This is a genomic window from Paractinoplanes deccanensis (assembly GCF_016862115.1).
Classification (GTDB): domain Bacteria; phylum Actinomycetota; class Actinomycetes; order Mycobacteriales; family Micromonosporaceae; genus Actinoplanes; species Actinoplanes deccanensis.
In genome coordinates, this window is sequence record NZ_BOMI01000155.1 from 1 (window position 1) to 20083 (window position 20083).

14 protein-coding genes and 1 pseudogene are annotated in these 20083 nt (G+C 70.7%); 3 read left to right on the forward strand and 12 right to left on the reverse strand.

Annotation, left to right across the window (positions count from 1 at the left end; genetic code table 11):
* Positions 1 to 3262: 3262 nt before the first annotated feature.
* Positions 3263 to 3827 (forward strand): annotated as a pseudogene (locus tag Ade02nite_RS38000) (hypothetical protein); the annotation flags it as partial.
* 1349 nt (positions 3828 to 5176) lie between these two features.
* On the opposite strand, the gene Ade02nite_RS38005 reads toward Ade02nite_RS38000, so the two are convergent.
* Together Ade02nite_RS38005 and Ade02nite_RS38010 are read right to left on the reverse strand one after the other, a co-directional pair.
* A complete protein-coding gene (locus Ade02nite_RS38005; protein ID WP_203774442.1) occupies positions 5177 to 6139 on the reverse strand; it encodes a D-alanine--D-alanine ligase family protein in 963 nt (320 codons plus the stop codon).
* Positions 6140 to 6146: 7 nt separating this feature from the next.
* Positions 6147 to 7454 carry an aminotransferase-like domain-containing protein gene (locus tag Ade02nite_RS38010; RefSeq protein ID WP_203774444.1) on the reverse strand — a complete coding sequence of 436 codons (1308 nt, stop codon included), beginning with the start codon at positions 7452 to 7454 and terminating at the stop codon, positions 6147 to 6149.
* Positions 7455 to 7661: 207 nt separating this feature from the next.
* Between Ade02nite_RS38010 and Ade02nite_RS38015 the strand changes: the two genes are divergently transcribed.
* Positions 7662 to 8330, forward strand: coding sequence for a GNAT family N-acetyltransferase (locus tag Ade02nite_RS38015; protein WP_203774446.1), 669 nt, complete (start codon positions 7662 to 7664; stop codon positions 8328 to 8330).
* Positions 8331 to 8371: 41 nt separating this feature from the next.
* On the opposite strand, the gene Ade02nite_RS38020 is transcribed toward Ade02nite_RS38015, so the two are convergent.
* The 8 genes from Ade02nite_RS38020 to Ade02nite_RS38055 all read right to left on the reverse strand — a co-directional run bounded on the left by Ade02nite_RS38020 (position 8372) and on the right by Ade02nite_RS38055 (position 16974).
* Positions 8372 to 9520 carry an N-acetylmuramoyl-L-alanine amidase gene (locus tag Ade02nite_RS38020; protein WP_203774448.1) on the reverse strand — a complete coding sequence of 383 codons (1149 nt, stop codon included), beginning with the start codon at positions 9518 to 9520 and terminating at the stop codon, positions 8372 to 8374.
* 97 nt (positions 9521 to 9617) lie between these two features.
* On the reverse strand, positions 9618 to 9941 hold the full coding sequence (gene trxA / locus Ade02nite_RS38025) for a thioredoxin (RefSeq protein WP_203774456.1): 324 nt from the start codon (positions 9939 to 9941) through the stop codon (positions 9618 to 9620).
* Between the two features lie 16 nt (positions 9942 to 9957).
* On the reverse strand, positions 9958 to 10917 hold the full coding sequence (trxB, locus tag Ade02nite_RS38030; protein WP_203774458.1) for a thioredoxin-disulfide reductase: 960 nt from the start codon (positions 10915 to 10917) through the stop codon (positions 9958 to 9960).
* A 126-nt stretch (positions 10918 to 11043) separates the two neighbouring features.
* Positions 11044 to 11883: an RsmA family anti-sigma factor gene (locus Ade02nite_RS38035; RefSeq protein ID WP_203774460.1), complete on the reverse strand. Its 840-nt coding sequence runs from the start codon at positions 11881 to 11883 to the stop codon at positions 11044 to 11046.
* On the reverse strand, positions 11880 to 12524 hold the full coding sequence (sigM, locus tag Ade02nite_RS38040; protein ID WP_203774470.1) for an RNA polymerase sigma factor SigM: 645 nt from the start codon (positions 12522 to 12524) through the stop codon (positions 11880 to 11882). Before sigM ends, Ade02nite_RS38035 begins: the two co-directional genes overlap by 4 nt.
* A gap of 44 nt (positions 12525 to 12568) precedes the next feature.
* Positions 12569 to 14095: a protein kinase family protein gene (locus tag Ade02nite_RS38045; protein WP_239169343.1), complete on the reverse strand. Its 1527-nt coding sequence runs from the start codon at positions 14093 to 14095 to the stop codon at positions 12569 to 12571.
* A 206-nt stretch (positions 14096 to 14301) separates the two neighbouring features.
* Positions 14302 to 16083: a murein biosynthesis integral membrane protein MurJ gene (gene murJ, locus Ade02nite_RS38050; RefSeq protein WP_239169344.1), complete on the reverse strand. Its 1782-nt coding sequence runs from the start codon at positions 16081 to 16083 to the stop codon at positions 14302 to 14304.
* 9 nt (positions 16084 to 16092) lie between these two features.
* Positions 16093 to 16974 (reverse strand): hypothetical protein, encoded by an 882-nt coding sequence (locus Ade02nite_RS38055; RefSeq protein WP_239169345.1) that lies wholly within the window; start codon positions 16972 to 16974, stop codon positions 16093 to 16095.
* A 57-nt stretch (positions 16975 to 17031) separates the two neighbouring features.
* On the opposite strand from Ade02nite_RS38055, the gene Ade02nite_RS38060 reads away from it, so the two are divergent.
* Complete coding sequence (locus Ade02nite_RS38060) at positions 17032 to 18468, forward strand: CCA tRNA nucleotidyltransferase (RefSeq protein WP_203774480.1); 1437 nt, start codon at positions 17032 to 17034, stop codon at positions 18466 to 18468.
* On the opposite strand, the gene Ade02nite_RS38065 is transcribed toward Ade02nite_RS38060, so the two are convergent.
* Entirely contained in the window at positions 18461 to 19573 is a 1113-nt protein-coding gene (locus tag Ade02nite_RS38065) for a TolB family protein (protein WP_203774482.1), read from the reverse strand. The two genes, Ade02nite_RS38060 and Ade02nite_RS38065, sit on opposite strands and share 8 nt — an antisense overlap.
* Positions 19570 to 20067: a SigE family RNA polymerase sigma factor gene (locus Ade02nite_RS38070; RefSeq protein WP_203774485.1), complete on the reverse strand. Its 498-nt coding sequence runs from the start codon at positions 20065 to 20067 to the stop codon at positions 19570 to 19572. Before Ade02nite_RS38070 ends, Ade02nite_RS38065 begins: the two co-directional genes overlap by 4 nt.
* Positions 20068 to 20083 lie beyond the last annotated feature (16 nt).

The window sequence follows — 20083 nt, forward strand, 5'->3', positions numbered from 1 at the left end:
CCGGGAGCCGGGAGCCGGGAGCCGGGAGCCGGGAGCCGGGAGCCGGGAGCCGGGAGCCGGGAGCCGGGAGCCGGGAGCCGGGAGCCGGGAGCCCCCTTTCGCACTCGCGGACGACGTCCAGCGGCGGTGTAAGGGTCCGAGATCCAAGGCCCTGTTTCACGTGAAACGACGCGATCCGATCGCTCCTTGGCGGGCCGCGTCTTTGCTGAGAGAGTTCGACGGCTCGGCTGTCGGCGCAGCTCCTGCGGCGGCAGGCGGTGGCGGGAAGAAAGCCGAGCCGCCGACGAGGGCTTCCTCGCGCTGGGCTGGTCGGCCGCAAGGTTGTCCGAGCCTCGTTAGAAGGGCGAAGCAAAGACCTTTGGTGATCCACGCTCGCGGCTACGGCGCCGCGACTGATTGAACGACCTGGTCTCGATGGGCCATTCCCTCCCGATGTCGCGAAGTGGCGCCCGAGTCTCTGCCGTGGCATAGGTGCCGTGGACCGCGTTGAAGCGAACTCGTCGTGTTGACCGGCCACTGAGTTGGCTGTGGTCCTTCGACAGTCCTCGCTGGCGGTTCTTGCGACGGCGCCGCTGAGGGTTCGTTGCGACAGGCCTCGCTGGTGGTTCTCGCGGCATACCTTGCCGGTGATCCATCTCCGCATCGTTGGCGTCCCCTCTGCCTCCTCGGCCTTCGGATGCGGTCTGCGAATTGAACTGCCGCCCTTTCACGCCGCTCTCAGCTCGGCAACCTCGAGCTCCTCGACGGGCTCGCCAGAAACCACCTGTTGGCGGGCACTCCCGCGGCTACGGGGAACCGTGCGTTGATCCGCGGCACCGTTGTGGGTAACGAGCTGAGCCGGTTCTGCGGGGCTAAAAGCCGTCGTGGCGTACATCAGACTTACGCGCTCACATTCAGGCGAAGCGGGCCGATCGCCTTCGCAGATCGTGACCAGCGCCGTGTGGCGGGCGTAGTCGTATAGCGAGTGAACCTTCTCCGGTGAGTTCGTGAGGCGACGTCGGGCCACTGGTTCTCGATGCGGCACTACGGCCACGGTGCGACGATCCGGACTCGGCCCGACGAATAAGAGCCAGCGGTGCGACAAGCCGTTCAATGCGGGAACTGAAGATGTGGTGCCGGAACTTGGTTCGGTGTCGTATGGATCAGTCCGGCAGGGTTCGATCCGGGGCCTGTAAAGAGCGCCGTGCCCGCGGAAAAGTGGAGCAATCGACTCGGCGTAGATCTTCGCTGTTGCCAGCCGCTGCGTAGCCGCGTGGTGGGCTGGGCTCCGCAGACCGGCACGAGAGGCGCATCGCGTGTGGGAAGCGCCGGTGCCGAGGCGTTGGTCTGCGAGATCGGGGACGAAGCCGTGCAGGCTGGTGCGGAACTGCCTCGGCGCCGGGCGACTGGAGGTATGCGGTCGCACGTTAGGCCAACGCGTTGGCAGACGCAGCTCCAGGGCTAGAGCTTGCTGCCTTGGCGGCACTATACGGAACCGAGAGCCGTCGGACCCTGTACCAGGGCCAGGACACATTTGCTCATGCGGCTATGGCCGGCCCGTGCCGTTTCCCGTGAAACCAACGGCTGACAGCGGGGGAGAAGGTGCATGCGCACGCTGCACTAGTGCCTTCCGTTGTCTTGAGTCCTACTGGCGGCTGCCCTGATGGTGCGGTGCTGAGAGCGGTCAGTGAAAGGCACGAACCGAGATGCGGACCTTGCTAGGCCGACAAGCCGAGCCATTGCACGCGAGGGGGACGGCGTGGAGGGGCGGACCGGCGGTGATGAGATCGGCGGGTGGCGGACTTGTGCGTGGTACAGGCGAGCGGAGGGCCTGGAGACGAGGGTTGAGCGGTGGATCGGCGGATTAGCGCACGGTGCGCGTGAATGGGCGGCGTGCGGGGTGGTCTAGGCGGCGGGCTGGCGGACTAGCTACATAGCAGGGGTGAGTGGACGGTGTGGAGGGCGGTCTGGCCGGTGGGTGGGCGGGCTAATGGACTAACCACGCAGTGCGGGTGAGTGACGGCGCTGGGCCGGCCGGCGGAAGTTGAGCGTGGCGCTAGAGATTGGGACGGCCTTGAGGACGCTGCCGGCCCAATTGGGCCAGCAGCGCAGTGTGGACGAGCGGTCGGCTTGGAAGGAACGGTCCGAGCGGTGACACAGCCGGGCCGGTAGAAGCTCTGACGCGATGCGGGAGAGCGCGTAGGACGAGTTGACTGGTGGGGTAGCCGCCGGCGAAAGCAACAACGCGATCGGCACAGCCTGGAGTGGTCGGCTAAGAGGTGAGCTGCCGACCTGGCGGAGGTTGAAGAGCAGTAGACCGGGACGACGTGGGCGGGCTGGCGAATCGGTGTGGCCTCCTGCGGGAAGTGGGCCGTGCCGGTTGCTTGGAGCAGGCGGGAGAAAAGGCATGGGCTTCCGAGGTCGGCAGGGATGCCGGTGGGCGCGCGGCGACCCGGTAGGAAGTTCGCGAGGGGACAAGGCGGTGCTGTGATCGGCAGAGGGCGCGTCGGCTCGGCGCCTATCGGTGCGAGCCGGAGCACGGCGTCCCGGCTCGATCGGCCGGGCCGCCATCCGCTGCGACAGCACGGAGAAGTGGGCGATGAGGTTCCGCGTGACAACTCGCGTGACATGGTCGGCGGGCTGATCGGAGCACCAAGACGGGCGAAGGCCGGAGGTGGGCTTGCCAGAGCTTGCTTGCCAGGAGTGAGCTTGCCAGGAGTGGGCTTGGAGGGGCAGAAACAGGCGGACTGACTGGCGGCGGGCAGAGGCAGCTGAGTTATCCACAGGCGGTGTCTGGGGACGTGAGTTTCCGTGTGGGTTGGCCGCCATTGCGAGACGGGCTCATGAAGGTGACTCGGGGCGCCTCCCTAACGGCCATTCATGCGCCTACCTGGGGCGGGGTGCCGGCATCGTCCTTAGTCGAGGGACGGAGCGGATGGATTGGGGGCCGGCGCGAGACGCGGGACGGCGGCGTCGCCTTCGGAGAGTTATCCACAGGCTGTGCGTAACGCCTGTTGACGGAAGGGCTGGGTCTGTTTCACGTGAAACGTGGCCGATGAGGCGTGGGGTCTTTGCTTGTGTATCCACAGGGGGTGCAAGCGTTCTACGTCGTGTTTCACGTGAAACGGGAGGGCCTGTGGATAACTTCTGTGGATAACTTTGGGGGTGTGGAGGCGCCCACGTACGGTGACGGTGGTCTACGTCCGTAGCGCGCGAAAATTGACCCGGGACAGGGGGTCTGGCCTCGGCTAAGGTCACCCTCGTGCCCGACAACACCGTGCCTCTGCCGGACTTCACCCGCTGGCCGTCGTTCCCCTTCGAGGGTGATATGCGGGTCAAGCCGCTGGCTGCTCCGGTTGAGGTGGAACCCGCGCGAGCCGGCGAGGACGCAGCGGACTGCGTTGCCTGCAATACGCCTGATGAGGCGTACATCTGGGTGAGTGAACGCTGGCGCGTGCGGGCCATGGATCGGCCGACGGGCCTGCCGGCGGTCGTCATCCTCGAGTGTCGTTCGCACCTTGATCTCGGCGATCTGCCCAACCTGCTGGCCGCGGAGCTCGGCGTCATGACGGTCCGGCTGGAGCGTGCCATCCGCTCCCTCGACGGCGTCGCCCGGGTGCATGTCAATCGATGGGGTGACGGCTCCGCTCACCTGCACATGTGGTTTCTCGCGCGGCCCTACGGCCGGCTCCAGCTGCGCGGCACGTTCCTCTCGCTCTGGGACGACATCCTGCCCGACATCCCAGAACACCAATGGCGCGAAAATCTCGCCCTCGTGGCGGCGTGGCTGGCCGAGTTCGGCGGCAAGTCCATAGCCGAACCGGCGCACATCCAATGGGAGTCACCTTCCACGATCAACCTGTCCCCCAGCGACGACGGCGATGACTCCGACCTCGGGAGCGGCGACGCTTCCCCGAACGGCGACGACGTCAGAAGCGGCGAGAGCCGTGGGGCTGGCGAGGGCTCCTGGAGCGGCGGGAGCCGTGGGGCTGGCGAGGGCTCCTGGAGCGGCGGGAGCCGCGGGGGTGGCGAGGGCTCCTGGAGCGGCGGGAGCCACGGGGGTGGCGAGGGCTCCTGGAGCGGCGGGAGCCGCGGGGGTGGCGAGGGCTCGTGGAGCGGCGGGAGCCGCGAGACCGGCGAGAGCTTCTCGAGCGGCGAGGGGCGCGGGGGTGACCAAGGCTCCTGGAGCGGCGAGAGGCACGGGGGCGGCGACGGCTTCTCGGGCGGCGGCGGGCACGGTGGAGGCGCTGGCGTCGAGAGTGCTGACGGGCGAGGTAGCGGCGCCGGCGTCAACGTCGGTGACGGGCTCAGAAACGGTGACGGGCACGGCAGTGGCGACGGCCTCTGGGGCGCCGGCAGCCGAGAGGACGGTAACGGCGTCACGGAGAGCCGAGCCCACGGCCAACATGGCGGCTACGGCGACCAAGGTAGCTACGGCGACCGCTCCGAGCGTGACGGCGGCGACCGGCAGGATCAGCCGAGCGACACCCGTCCCGCCACCCTGGGCGACATGAGTTCCGAGTCGGCGAAGATTCCCGTGCAACACAGCCGGCACGACCAGGCGCAGGCTTCCTCACCCTCCTAACAAGACCCGCGGCGCCGACAGAGTGCGGAGCGACTCGGGATCGCCGTTCCGAGCATCGGCCTTCGGTGCGTGCTCGGGCCTGGAACGAACGGCGCAATCGTGGGCTGTGGCGCGCCTACGAGGGGCCGAGGCGTGAGGTCGAGTAAGGATCGGGTGTGGGGCCGGCGACGGTCTATGAACACGTGTCGCAGCGTCCGAGGAAGATCTCGCGGTGAAGAGGGCCGGCACCGAGTGGTCGAACGCGGCACAGTGAGACGCCTGGATTGGGGATCCGACAGTGCCGCGACCTGTGTGCCGTTCGAGCGGTTGGCAGGCGGAACGGGCGCAGCGTCCACAGCACCGCCGAAGCCGCCCGGTGCGCGCGGTGATCTCAAGGACGTCCGAGCCGCCGTCACGAGGAATGGGACCGGCACCGACTGGTGCATACCGAGGGCCATGGGTTCGCCTTCTCGGCCGGCGGGCGGCAGCGGGACCGCGAACGGTGCCCGGGGGAAGGCGACGAGCACCGCCGTGGTTCGTGACCGCTGCGGGCGGCCGGAGCTGGGCGTGCTTCACGAACGAGGTCGCCGCGCATGGATCGATGACCGAGGTCGTGCGGTCGGGCGTACCCGCCTAAGCGGCCGACCGTGCCACCGCGCGCTCCACCAGCGTTGCCAGGATGCGGCCCAGGTCCAAGCCTGCCGCCTGCACCGCCAGCGGGAGCAGGGACGTCTCGGTCATGCCCGGTGAGACGTTGATGCCCAGGACCTGGGGTGCACCGTCGTCGGGGACGATCAGGTCCACGCGGGAGAGGTCTCGCAAGCCCAGCGCCTTGTGGGCCGCCAGCGCCGTCTCCGCGACCGTGGCCGCCACGTCCGGCGACAGGCGGGCCGGGGCGTGCCACGTGGTCAGGCCGGCCGTGTAGCGGGCCGCGTAGTCGTACACGCCGTCTCGCGGGACGATCTCGACGATGGGGAGGGCTTGAGGGCCGGAGCCCAGGTCGATGATCGAGACCGCGACGTCCTTGCCGGGCACGAACTTTTCGACGAGGGCGGTCGAGTCGTACGCGAAGCAGCCGACCATCGCCGCCGGCAGCGCCGTGTCCTCGCGGACCACCGCGGCGCCCAGGCCCGAGCCGCCCTGGGCCGGCTTGACCATCAGCGGCAGGCCCAGGCGGTCGACGATGCGGTCGAGGACCGCCACGGCGCCGAGCTCGGAGAAGCGGTCGTGCGGCAGCGCCACCCAGTCGGGGGTCGGGATGCCGGCCTCGCGGAGCATCGACTTGGCCGAGGGCTTGTCCCAGGCCAGGCGGGAGGCGCGGGCGTCGCACCCCACGTACGGGATGCCGGTGAGGTCCAGGACGCCGCGCAGCGAGCCGTCCTCGCCTGTGGCGCCGTGCAGGGCGATCACCACGGCGTCGGGCGGGTCCTCCTGGAGGGACGGGAGCAGCGACACGTCGGCGTCGCGCATCTCGGCCTGGATGCCGGCGGCGCGCAGGGCGTCCACGGCCCGGCGGCCCGAGCGCAGGGAGACGTCCCGCTCGTAAGAGAGGCCGCCGGCCAGAACCATCACTCGCACATCGTCACCCGTAACCATGGGGAGATCATGCCAAGTCGGGTCCGGGGGCGTCCGCGGCGGCCGTGCCCCGGCGGCGGTGCGGCGCGGCGGACGCGGCACCGAAGACGGCGCGCATGGCCAGCTCCTGCTCCATCACGCCGGAGAGCCGGCGGATGCCCTCGCGGATGCGCTCGGGAGACGAGTAGGAGAAGTTGAGGCGCATGTTGTCGCGGCCCGTGCCGTCGGCGTAGAAGCCCGTGCCCGGCACGTAGGCCACCCGGGCCGCGATCGCGCGGGGCATCATCGCCTTGGAGTCGAGGCCCTCGGGCAGGGTCGCCCAGACGAAGAGGCCGCCGGTCGGGTGGGTCCACGTGGTGCCGGCGGGCATCAGGTCGCGCAGGGCGCCGAGCAGCGCGTCGCGGCGCTCGCGGTAGATCTCGCGGTAGACCTTGATCTGCTCACGCCACGGCATGGTCGACAGGTATTGCGTCACGGCACCCTGCGCGAACGCGCTCGGGCACAGCACGTTGGCCTCGCTCATCATGACGAGCTTCTCCCGTACGGCGTGAGGCGCCAGAATCCAGCCGACGCGCAGCCCCGGCGCGAAGGTCTTGGAGAACGTGCTCACGTAGAAGACGCCCTCGCGGCGACGGGCCCGCAACGGCAGCGGCGCGTCGCCCTCGAAGGACAACATGCCGTACGGGTCGTCCTCGACCACCAGCAGGCCCGCGCGCTCGCAGATGTCGAGGACCTGCTCGCGGCGCTCGTCGGTGAGCGTGACGCCGGCCGGGTTCTGGAACGTCGGGATCGTGTAGAGGAACTTCGCCTTGCGCCCGGAGCGCTCGACCTCGGCGATCGCCTCCTCGAGGGCGGCCGGGATCAGGCCCTCGTCATCCATCGGGACGTGCCGCACCTGTGCCTGGGCGGCCTGGAAGACGCCGAGCGCGCCGACGTAGCTCGGCCCCTCGGCGAGGACCACGTCACCCGGGTCGAGGAAGAGGCGGGCGAGCAGGTCGATCGCCTGCTGACCGCCGACGGTGACCACGACGTCGTCGGGGGACGCGCCGGTGATGCCGGAGAGCGCCATGACCTCGCAGATGCGCTCGCGGAGCTCGATCGTGCCCTGGCCGATGCCGTACTGGAGGCTGGTGGCGCCCTGGTCGGCGGCGAGGTTGTTGAGCATCTCGCCGACCGCGTCGAGCGGCAGGGCGGCGATGTAGGGCGAGCCGCCTGCGAGCGACACGACCTCGGGACGACTTGCCACGGCGAAGAGTGCGCGAATCTCCGACGTGGTCATGCCACGCACACGGCGCGCGTAGCGATCGGTGTAGTCGTCCTGGGTTGTGCCGGTCATACGGCTCTCACCTCGCTGCTGGGTCGCGAGCCTCGCTGCTGGGTCGTGAGGCTGTTGGGTCGCGAGCAAATCGGGACAGGACTCCGATCCTAGTCGGGAAGCGCACCGGGGGCCCTCGGTTGACCGGCCACCCCTGCCCAACTGATCCCGTTCATGGCTATTACGGCGTAGGATCCTGCGAGGGTGCGGAGTTAGAGGGGGACGACTGTGTCACGACGCCTGGTCAGCCTCACCCTGGACACACTCGAGGACCTCCCCCGGCCCTGCCGGAAGTGTGTTTTCTGGGAGCTCGACCCGGTTTCGGCCGAGCGCGCGTGCGCCTCCGGCGATCCCGGGCTCGAAAAAGAGGCCTGGGTCTCGCAGACCCTTCTGGAGTGGGGTTCCTGCGGCAAGCTGGTGTATGTCGACGGCATGCCGGCCGGTTTTGTGATGTACGCCCCACCGGCGTACGTCCCTCGTTCGATGGCCTTCCCGACCTCGCCGGTGAGCGCCGACGCCGCGCTGCTGATGACGGCTCACGTGGTGGCCGCGTTCGCGGGCGGCGGGCTGGGCCGCATGCTGGTGCAGGGCGTGGCGCGCGATCTCACCAAGCGGGGCATCAAGGCGATCGAGGCCTTCGGCGACGCGAAGTTCGGCGAGGCGGACGACGAGAAGCAGTCCGGCTGCGTCGCTCCGGTCGACTTCTTCCTGTCGGTGGGCTTCAAGACGGTACGCCCGCACCCGCGCTACCCGCGGCTGCGGCTCGAGCTGCGCACCGCGCTGTCGTGGAAGTCGGACGTCGAGTACGCGCTGGAGAAGCTGCTCGGCTCGATGAGCCCCGAGACGTTGCTGCGGCCGGTCCGCCCGGCCACAGCAACGCGTAGCGTCGAAAACTAGGCCCGGCCGGCGCCGCGGCGCCGTGAACCGGGCCGTGGAGATCAGGCGCGGTTGGCCAGGGCCATGCGCAGCTGGCGCACGTCGATCGAGCCGGTGGGCACGTCGCGCTCGACCGGGAAGTACATGCGCTGCACGGCGGCCAGGATCGCCTCGACGATCTGCTCGCGGAACAGCGGGTTGACCAGCCGGTCGCGGTCGGCCGGCGAGGTCAGATAGCCCAGGTCGACGCGGACGGCCGGCATGCGGGTCAGGCGCAGCAGCTCCCACGTCTTGGCGTGGATGTGGCAGTCGCGCATGCCGGTGCGGACGACGATCTCGCGCTGCACCAGGTTGGCGAGCCTCTCCCCCACTGTCGAGCTGAGGCCGCTGCCCGTGCCGTAGTGGTAGGTCGCGACGCCGTCGGCCGCCTCGTTGTCGTGGCCGTCGAGGTGCAGCGAGATGAGCAGGTCGGCGCCGAGGCTGTTGGCCAGGGCGGCGCGATCGGCGCCGCTCATCGGCTCGGTCGGCTGCGGCCCGCGGGTCAGGTGGACGCGCATGCCGGCGGCGGCGAGCCGGCCCTCGAGCCGGGCGGCCAGGTCGAAGACCAGGTCGGCCTCGCTCCAGCGCAGCGGGCCGTCGGGCACCACCACGCCGGTGTCGTTGCCGCCGCCGTGGCCCGGGTCGATCACGATGGTCTTGCCGACCAGGTTGGTGCCGGCCTGGCGGAACGCCTCGGCCTCGCGCAGCCACTGGGGGCGGCCGCCGACGACCTTGCGGCCGAGCCGGCGCAGCGCCTTGAGCGTCTGCGGGCCGCAGGAGCCGTCCGGGGTGAGGCCCACCTCGCGCTGGAACTGGGCCACCGCGCGCGCGGTGCGGGCGCCGTAGATGGAGTCGGTGCGGCCGGCGTCGTAGCCCATCTCGAGCAGGCGCTCCTGGAGCGTGCGCACGTCCTCGCCGACCAGCGCGTCGGGCACCGAGTGGAAGAGGGTGCGCGCGCCGAGCCGCCAGCGGGCCGCGTCGAGCGCGCCCCACGTCTCGTCGCCGACCAGACCGTCGACGCCGAGCCCGCGGCCCTGCTGGAAGGCGCGGACCGCCATGTCCATCTCGTCGTCGAACTTGTCGGACGGGGTGGTGAGCAGGTCCAGCCCGACCAGGATCGATCGGATCTCGGCAACGGCCGGGCCGCTGTCCCCACGCCGGATGGAACGCACGCGCGACTCCCTTAGAACGAAGAACGACTGTGAGGAGAGTACTCCTGACACGCTCGCGCCCCGCGTCCACGAGGGACGCGGGGCGCGGGAGCACCACTCAGAGGGCGGACTCGATGAAGTTGACCAGGGCGCTCTTGGGCTTGGCGCCGGTGACCGAGTTCACGGCCTCGCCGCCCTTGAAGATGGTCAGCGTCGGGACCGACATGACCCGGTATGCCCGGGTGGTCTCCGGGTTCTCGTCGATGTTGATGCTGACGATCTGGACCTTGTCGCCCATCTCGGTGGCGATCTCGTTCAGCAGCGGGTCGACCTTCTTGCAGGGCGCGCACCACTCCGCCCAGAAGTCGACCAGCACCGGCTTGTCGGACTGCAGCACGTCGCTCACGAAAGTGGCGTCGCTGACCGCCTTGCCTGCTCCCACTAGGACCCTCCCGGTCTTACAGCTCTACGAATGACGCGATGAAGCGCTCGGCGTCCAGCGCCGCGGCACAGCCCGTGCCGGAGGCGGTGATGGCCTGACGATAGGTGTGGTCGACGAGGTCGCCGGCGGCGAACACGCCGGGGATGTTCGTGCGGGTCGACGGGGAGTCGACCTTGACGTAGCCCTCGTCGTCGAGCTCGATCTGGCCCTTGAACAGCTCGCTGCGCGGGTCGTGGCCGATCGCCACGAAGACGCCGGTCACGTCGAGGACCTTGGTCTCGCCGCTCTCGACGTTCTTGAGGCGGACGCCGCTGACCTTGCCGTCGGAGCCGAGGATCTCCTCGACCACGGAGTTCCACTCGACCTTGATCTTGGGGTTGTTGAGCGCGCGGAGCTGCATGACCTTGCTGGCGCGGAACGAGTCGCGGCGGTGCACGATCGTCACCGACTCGGCGAAGCGGGTGAGGAAGGTCGCCTCCTCCATCGCGGAGTCGCCGCCGCCGACCACCACGATGTGGTGGTTGCGGAAGAAGAAGCCGTCACAGGTGGCACAGGACGAGACGCCGTGGCCCAGGAGCTCCTGCTCGCCGGGAACGCCCAGCGGCCGCCACGCGGAACCCGTGGAAAGGATCACAGCACGGGCGAAGTATTCCTTTTCGCCCACCCAGACCGTCTTGAGCCCCTCGGTGCCGGCCTCGGTCGGCTTGTCGGTCAGCTCGACGCGGGTGACGTCGTCGGTGATGAACTCGGCGCCGAACTTCTCGGCCTGGGCGCGCATGTTGTCCATGAGCTCGGGGCCCATGATGCCCTCGCGGAAGCCGGGGAAGTTCTCGACCTCGGTGGTGGTCATCAGCGCGCCACCGGACTGCACACCCTCGATCACGAGCGGCTTGAGGTTGGCACGTGCCGCGTACAGCGCCGCGGTGTAACCGGAGGGTCCCGAACCGATGATGATCAGATTACGGACCTCGTCCACTGCCGACTCCTCAGTCTGCTCTTCGCCGCGGGAGATGCCCGCGAAGCGACAACTGCACGCTAGAACGCCACGCCAGGTACACACCATTCCCGAACGCGGGTCGTGTCCGACCTCACCCGGGATTGCTCAGCGTACCGGCAGCTTGGCCAGGGTGTCCGCGCCACCGGCGGGCGTGCCGCACTCGGCGCCGCTCGCCCAGGCCCAGAGGCCGTTCGCCGCGGTGAAGCGCACCACGACGGCCGGGGCGCCCTCGAAGCGGGCGTAGTCGACCGACTCGACGGAGAGGGGGCCACCGGCGTTTTCCCGCTGGATCGCGTCGAGGCAGGCCTGGAGGGCCGCCAGCGGAGCAAGGCGAGACAACCCGGGCAGGGCGCCGGTGGCGCGGTCGCTGTTCTTCTCGGCGGAGAAGGTGCTGTCGGGCATGGAGGCCGCGTCGAGCGGCTGCACCGGCGCCGTGGTGAGCGTCGCCCGGGTGTAGTCGGTGCCGCTCGACAGGGTCGGCGGCGGGGCGGCCGGCGCCTGCTCCGCGGAGCCGGCCGCGCTGGTGGCTTGATTTTCCTGTGCGCTGTCGCGGCCGGCGAGGTAGTCGAGGCCGAACCCGACGAACGCGACGACTCCGGCGGCGATCGCGATCGGGGTGGCCCATCGCATGCGGCGGCCGGCCCTCTTGCGCGCGGCGGCGGCGGGAGCCTCCGGGTCACCGGGCACGAGGGTGAGGCGCGGCGCGGAGAACGCCTCGTCGAGCCGGGCGGCGAGATCGTCCGGCATCGGCTCGGCGGGCAGGCGGCCCAGCTCGGCGCCGACCATCGCCATGCGGCCGCCGAGCGTCTCGTAGGCGGCGCGCCACCGCGGGTCGTCGGCGATCAGGGTGGCGACCACGGACTCGTCCGGCGTGCCCTCGAGGGCGCCACCGATGTAGTCCGCCAGCAGGTCGATGTCGACCCCGCTGAACTCGGCCCCGGTCACCTCTGGTCCCTCCGATCCGCCGCCGGTCCCGATGGGACGGACGTGGACGCCTCCTGGTTCCCCTCGCCGGGGTGAGCGATGTCTCCCAGCGCGAGCGCCATCTTGGCCCGGCCGCGTGCGCAGCGGCTCTTGATCGTGCCGATCGCCACACCGAGGATCTCGGCGGCCTCGGCGACCGGGTAGCCCTGCACATCGACCAGGACGATCGCGGCCCGCTGGTCGGCCGGCAGGGCGGCGAGCGCCTCGCGCACCACCAGCGCGGTGTCGTGATCTTGCGCGGGGGCGGCCGGCTCCACGCCGGACGGCCCCTCCTCGGAGCGGCTGCCGTCGGGCAGCGGCACGGTCGGGTGGGCCTGGCGGCGGCGGATCCGGTCGAGGCAGGCGTTGACCACGATGCGGTGCAGCCAGGTGGTGACCGCCGAGTCGCCGCGGAACCGGGCCGCGTTGCGGTGGGCCGACAGCAGCGCGTCCTGCACCGCGTCGGCGGCCTCCTCGCGGTCGCCGATGGTGCGCAGGGCGACCGCCCACAGCCGGTCACGGTGACGCCGCACGAGCTCGCCGAACGCCTGCTTGTCGCCCTCGACGTGGGCACGGAGCAGGTCGGCGTCGCTCGGCGCGGCGGTGCCGTCCCCGGAAGTCACGCGAGCAATCTAACCGGACGGCGCCAGGCAGCGGGACCCGCCGCTCAGTACCCGTACACCTCGATCTTGTTGACGCTGACCTTGAAGCCGCCGCCCTCGTCGGCCGGGGGCAGCTTGGTCAGGAAGACCAGGACGTACTGGTATTTCTGGTTGGGGTCGAACGGCGAGAAGACCTCGCGGGTGCCGTCGGTGACGGTGTCGCCGTCACCGAGGCGCTTGTACGTCTGCATGATCTTGGCGTCGCCCTCGGACGTGTCGCCCGGGTCGCTCGTGCCGGCGCGGATGTCCATCGTGACGCCCGGCTGGGACATCTCGACCTCGATCTCGGAGAGCGAGCGCGGGCTGCCGAGGTTGATCAGCACACCCATGCCGGGCTTGCGCGTGCCGAAGTTGGCCTGCTTGAAGCGCTGGGTCTCCCAGGCCGTCTCGGGGTCGTTGTCCACCGTGTACTTCGCCTGGCCGGTGTCCTCGCGGTCGCCCTGCGGCGGATCGACGATGCGCACCATGTCGGCGGTGAGCGCGATCTTCTTCGGCGTGGGCGCCGGGGTCTGCTCCTCGCCGGTCGCGCCGTTGTCGGTGCCCACGCCCGCCTGGGTGGTGGTGGACGGGTCGGCGTCGTTGGACGACGTGATCGCGCGGATGCCGAAGACCAGGCCGACCGCGGCGATGACCACGAGCGCGGCCACCCCGAGGAAGATCTTGGAGGTGCTGCGAGACGGCTCGGTCGTCGTGTTCTGCGCGAAGCGCAGCGGGCCGACGTCCTCGTACTCCTCCTCGGAGGCGTCGAGGCGGGCCAGCTCGGCGGCGAGCGCGTCGGCCTCGGGGGCCGCCACCCGGCGGTCGAGCAGGTCCATCGTCAGGTCGTCGAGATAGGCCGGGATGCCGGCGCGGATCTGCCGGGGCGCGGCCGGGTTGCCGGCGGCGTCGCGGGCCGCGTCGGGCAGGTGCGAGGCGCCCGCCTCGGCGTGCGGCCAGTGGCCGGTGAGCGCGAAGTAGAGGATGCCGCCGACCGAGCGGATGTCGGTCTCGACGGAGTCCGCCGAGTCGGCGCGCGCGTCGGCCAGGACCACCCGGCCGTCGTCGCCGATCAGGATCGTGCCGGGATGCACGTTGCCGTGGACCATGCCGGTGGCGTGCACGGCGGCCAGCGCGTCGGCGACCGCGTGGGCGATGGTGATGGCCCGGCCCGTGTCGATCGGGCCCTCGGAGCCGACCAGCTCGCGCAGCGACTCGCCGTCGACCCACTCGCGCACCACGTAGGACCGGGCGCCCTCGTCGATGGCGTCGTAGACGCCGACCAGGCTGGGGTGGATCACGCGGCTCGCGTCGACCGCGGCCTGGAGCATCTCGGCCGCGGAGTCGCCGCCGGGGTAGCGCAGCACCACCGCGACCGGGCGCCGGAGGATGACGTCGAGACCGCGCCAGACCTGCCGGCCGGCGCTGTCGTTGTTGACGTGCTCCTCGAGGCGGTAGCGCTCGGCCAGGACCTCTCCGGCGGCGGGTGCACCGAAGGTCATGACCGGCCCGTCCGCATCGGCCGCGGTCTCGTGGCCTTCGCCGACCTGGGTCACCAGTCCTCCTCGGTGCTCCACGCACGGGGGCGCCGTGCTGGTGCGAATAGCGGCGTGCGAAAGAGCACATGCCGACACCGACCATACCCGCCCCGGGCCACGGTGCGGCAGGTCGTCCCCCCGGCGCGGCAATGCGATATGCCCGGCTTTGTGGCTGGCTGTCCTCGCCGTTCGGGGGAAAACGCGCAGCTCAGGGTTGCCAGAAATCAGCGGCCGAGCTTACGGCGCACCATGCCGACAACTTGATTCACCTCGGCGACGCGCAACATCGTTGCGGCACCGAGATAGGCCACCATGATCACCGCGCCGCCGGCGGCGAGCTGGAGCAGCGCCTCGCCCCGGCCCGACGGGGCGCCGGCGCCCGGCAGCAGGCGCACCACCAGCAGGCCCAGGGCGGTGGCGATCGCGGCGGCGACCAGCACCTTGATCAGGGCGGCGGCGAGCGAGCCCAGGTTGAGCCGGCCGATCCGGCGGCGCAGCACGGCCAGCGAGATCAGGGCGGAGACCAGGTAGGAGATGGCGTTCGCGGCCGTCATGCCGGCGGCCGACAGCGACGCGCTGAGCACCTCGGCCAGCACCACGTAAGCGCCGATCCGGACCGCCACCACGGGAAGGTTGATCAGCGCGGCGGTCTTGTTGCCCTGCAGGGAATAGAAGGTGTACGTGCACAGGTAGCTGATCGACAGCGGGATCACCGCGAACGCCGCCACCACGAGCACCGTGCCGGTCGCGAGCGCGTCGCCGTTGTCGTACGCGCCGCCCTGGAACAGGGTGACCGCGATCGGCGCGCCCAGCACGCCGTAGACGACCGCGATCGGCGCCAGAGCTGTCACGACGAGCCGGATGGCGCGGCTCAGGTCGGCGCTCACCTCGGCGTAGCGGCCGTCCGCGGCGGCCGCGCTCATCTTGGGCAGCAGCGCGGTCATCACCGAGACGCCGATGATGCCGTGCGCCATCGTGATCAGCAGGAAGACGTTGTTGAAGGCCAGCACGCTGGCGTTGTCCTTGCCGGCGACCCGGTTGAGGATGCGCACGACCACGAAGACGGCGACCTGGTTGGCCGCGACGTAGCAGAGCATCCAGCCGGCCAGCCGGCCGATCTCGCCCAGGCCGAGCGAGCGGGGATCCCAGCGCCACTTCCAGCTGAAGCCGACCTTGCGCAGCGCCGGCAGCAGGCCGACCGCCTGGAGCACCATGCCGAGGAGCGTGCCGCCGCCGATCACCAGGATCTGGGCGGTGGTCATGTCCTCGGGCCCGATGTCCTTCGCGGTGCCGAAGAAGACGATGAAGGCGCCGCAGGTCGCGATGACGACGATGTTGTTGAGGATCGGTGCCCAGGTCGGCGCCGCGAAGTGGCCGCGGACGTTGAGCACCGCGCCGATCAGCGCGGACAGGCCGGTGAAGAAGATGATCGGCAGGATCAGGTACGCGAAGTGCGTGACCAGGTCCTTGTACGCCTGGGTGTTGTCGCTGCTGGCCTGGATCGCCGTGATCACCGGGGCCGCGATCACCACCAGGACGGTGGCGAGGCCGAGCGAGACGATGGCGAAGGTCAGCAGCTTGCGGGTGAACTCGAGACCGCCGTCGGGGTCGGCCTTGCGCCGGCGGACCAGCAGCGGCACCAGGACGCTGGAGAGGATGCCGCCGAGCAGCAGCTCGTAGATCTGGCCGGGGAGGAACTGCGCGCTCGTGTACGCGTCGCCGATGCCCGCGCCGAGCGTGATGCCGATCAGCGCGTTGCGGACGAACCCGATGATGCGGCTGACGAAGCTGCCGACCGCCATCATCGCGCTGTTGCTGGTGGTGCTCCCCCCGGTCTCGGGGTTCTCGGGCGACTCGGCGGCGGCCGGGCCGGGCAGCTGCTCGTCGACCGAGATGATCGTGACGCCGTCCTCGGGGCGCAGTGACTCACCGTCCGGCGCCGCGTGCGCGCTGCGGTAGAGACCGCTGCCGCTGTTCACCCGTTTCTCCCGACCGTCGTACAACACGTACGTACCTTAAAGCTGTCGTCGCAAGAGGGCGCCCGGCTCGGCGCCGGCGAGGGTCTCGACCATCCAGCACGCCTCGGCGGGGACCAGGGGCTCGCTCAGGGCGTCCAGCACCGTCGGATGATCGCAGCCGGTCTCGGTGAGCGCACTCAACAGGGCCGGAATGCGCCGAAGGTCACCGGTGTCCAGAATCTGGCGGGCGAGCGGCCACGTGTCGGCGTACCACTGCTGGTGGGGCACCAGGCGCAGGTGCTCGCCGGCACGGCGTACCAGATCGGCCAGGGCCTCACGCGGGAAGCGGGAACCGCCCCGGACCTCGCGGAACGACCAGTCGGGCCGGGTGATCGCGGCGATCGTGGCCTCGTCGAGCACCTGGGGCGACTCGGCGGGCGGGGCCGGCCACCAGTCGTCGCCCGCGAACAGCGGCAGCGGAGTCTGCTCGGGACCGTGGGGCACGACCGGGGCCACCTCGCGGCGCAGCGAGCGGTAGGCGGCCTCGCGGACCGCCGTGACCGTCTGCTCGTCGTCCTCGGCGGTCACCGGGGCGAACGGGGAAAGCAGAGCCGTCACGAGGCCGGGATGCGGCAGCGTCGGGTCCTCCCAGGCGATCACCCGGGCGCAGAGGTCGAGCTCCCACCAGCGCAGGGCGGCCGGATAGGGGCCGTCGGCGGGCGCCCAGCCCAGCTGGACGGGCTCGCTGGAGGCGGGACCGCGCAGGCCCAGGGAGCGCTCGCCGGTGGCGAGGTCGAGATCGAGCACGAGCGCGTAGCCGCCGGTGACCGGGAAGGTCACCCGCATCTCGCGCTGGTCGGCGTCGTCGGTGGTCGCGCTGTCGGCCGTCCAGAACCCGGTGGTGAGGGCCAGGCGGCGGAGCGCCTCGGAAACGGGCACCGGCCCATCCTGCCCGGTGCCGCCGCCCGCTGCCACGCCGGATACCCTGGTGACCCCATGTCTGTACTGAACTCCGCCCAGCAGAAGGCGGTCGCCGAGTTGCTCCGGGTGTCCCCCCTCGCGGACGAGCTGGGGCGCCGCTTCGGCGACGCCGGACACGAGCTGCATCTCGTCGGCGGCTCCGTGCGGGACGCCCTCCTCGGCAGGCTCGGCGACGATCTCGACTTCTGCACCGACGCGCGGCCGGAGCAGACCCTCGCGGTGGTGCAGGGCTGGGCCGACGCGATCTGGGAGACCGGGCGCGAGTTCGGCACGATCGGCATCCAGAAGAACGGCCTCCGGATCGAGATCACGACATTCCGGGCGGAGGCGTACGACGGGGTCACGCGCAACCCGGTGGTCGAATACGGGACGTCGCTGCTGGACGACCTCGAAAGGCGCGACTTCACCATCAACGCGATGGCGGTGTCGCTGCCGGGGCACGAGTTCACCGACCCGTACGGCGGCCTGGACGACCTCGCGGCAAAGGTGATCCGCACGCCGGCCGCCCCGTCGCAGTCCTTCGGCGATGATCCACTTCGGATGCTGCGGGCGGCGCGGTTCGCGGCGAAGCTTGAGTTCACAGTGGATGAGGCGGTCATCTCGGCCATGACCGACATGGCGGCGGACCTCGACCGGATCACCGCCGAGCGCATCCGCGACGAGTTCACCAAGCTGATGTGCGGCGCCGACCCGATCGCCGGCCTGCGGCTGCTGGTCGACACCGGGCTGGCCGACCGCTTCATTCCCGAGATCTCCGGGCTCAAGCTCGAGATCGACGAGCACGCCCAGCACAAGGACGTTTACGAGCACACGCTGATCGTGGTCGCCAACGCGATGCGCCTCGAGGGTGACGAGGGCCCCGACTTCGTGCTGCGCATGGCGGCGCTCATGCACGACGTCGGCAAGCCGGCCACCAAGGCCGTCGGCCGCGACGGCCGGGTCAGCTTCCACCACCACGAGGTGGTCGGCGCGCGCCTGACCAAGCAGCGCATGAAGGCGATGAAGTACCCCAAGGACGTCATCGCCGATGTGGTCGAGCTGGTCGCTCTCCACCTGCGCTTCTACGGGTACGGCCGGGGCGAGTGGACCGATTCGGCGGTGCGCCGCTACGTGACCGACGCCGGCCCGCTGCTCGAGCGCCTGCACAAGCTGACCCGCTCCGACGTGACCACCCGCAACAAGCGCAAGGCGGCCAACCTGGCGGCCGACTACGACGCGCTCGAGGAGCGGATCGCCCGGATCGCCGCCGAGGAGGACCTCGCCCGGGTCCGGCCCGACCTCGACGGCAACGCGATCATGGAGCTGCTGGGTGTGCCGCCCGGCCCGATCGTGGGCCAGGCCTGGCGCTTCCTCAAGGAGCTGCGCCTCGACCGCGGTCCGCTGACGCGGGACGAGGCCGAGGCCGAGCTCTACAAGTGGGCCCGCGACAACGGGCACCTTCCCACTAGCTAGCCGACACCACGCGATATTTGAAGTCGCGCGGCAACGTCATCACCTCCACGACCGTGCCGTCGGCGTCGTAGAGGGTCGCCAGCTCGTCGGAGAGGCCGAGGATCTGCCCGCCGGCGAGGAACCGCGCGTTCTCGTACGGGATCTCCTTGATGATCTTGCCGGTCGTCGTGTCCACGAGCCGCCGGCCTCGTCCGCCCAGCTCGGCGGCCTGCACGAGCACCCGCCTGCCGTCCGGTGACCACGCGGCGCCGCTGATCGGCACACCGGGGACGGGCAGCGTGCGTACCACCTTGGCGGTTGCCGAGTCATAGACGGTGACCTCGCGGATCGTGTCGGCAGCGGCCTCCGACTGGGCCGCGGTCAGGTCGCGCCGGGCGATCGCGACGCGCTTGCCGTCGGGCAGCCATGTGAAGAGGCACTCGTCCGGGCAGGCCGCCATCGCGCCGGGCACGGCATGCCGGGTCACCCGGCCCGTCGCGGCGTCGATCACGGCGTACCCCTGCAAGGTCGAGACCAGCAGCCGGGTGCCGTCCGGCGACCACTGCGGTTCGAGCGTGTAGCCGATCCGCACCCACCGGATGCCGCCGTCCGCGTGGAGGATGCCGAGACCGTTGCCGCCGTCGCTGACCACGCCCTGGTTGACCTTGGGCGCGCCCCAGACCGTGTAGTAGTCGCCCCGCAGGGCCACGTAACGCCCGGTGGCCCGGTCGAGGACGACGTTGCCGCTCTGGAGCGTCCGGGCCGGTGATTTCTCCGCGCCGACATCTCGCCTGGTCAACGCCGTCATGATGGCGCCGCCCGGCAGCCTCAGCGGAGCCTTCGCCCAGTCCTTCGCCGCCGCGGTCTGGCGCACTGAAGCCGTGGTGGCCACGCTGGGCACTGGGGTCGGCCCCACCGGCGCCGGTTGCGCTTCGTGCCTTTTTCCGATCGCGTACGGGGTGACGGCCACCGCCACGAGCGCCATCGCCGCCGCTGCCATGCCGGCCCGCCGCCTGCGACGGATCTTGCGCCCCCGCACTCGCGCGGCTCCGGCCAGGTCCACGGGCACGGGAGCGCTCGTGGCGAGATCGTGAACGGCGGCGCGCACGCCCTCCTCCAGGCTCATCGCGAGGCCTCCATCCACTCGACACTCATCGCCGCACGGAGCTTCCCGAGCGCCCGTGAGGCCTGGCTGGCCACCGTGCCCGGACGGCAACCGAGCACCTCGGCGGTCTCCTCGACGGTGCGGTCCTCGAGATAGCGCAGCACCAGCACGGCCCGCTGCCGGGCGGGCAGGGCGAGCAGAGCCTCGCGCAGCGCTATCCGCCCGGCCATGTCCTGCTCCCGGACCGGGTGATCGGGCACCTCGGCGACGGAGTACTCGCGCGATCGGCCGGCGCGGCGCCAGCCGGAGACCCGGTCGTTGTAGATGATCTGCCGCACGTACGCCTCCGCGTCCCCGTGGATGCGCGGCCAGCGGGCGTACGCCTTCGCGAGCGCGCCCTGCACCAGGTCTTCCGCGGTGCGGTGGTCCCCCGTCAGCGCGTGGGCGATGCGGAGCAGGGCCTGCCCCCGCTCCGCGACGAACGCGGTGAACTCCGCCTCCAGCGACTGCTTCACACGCCACCTCCCCCGG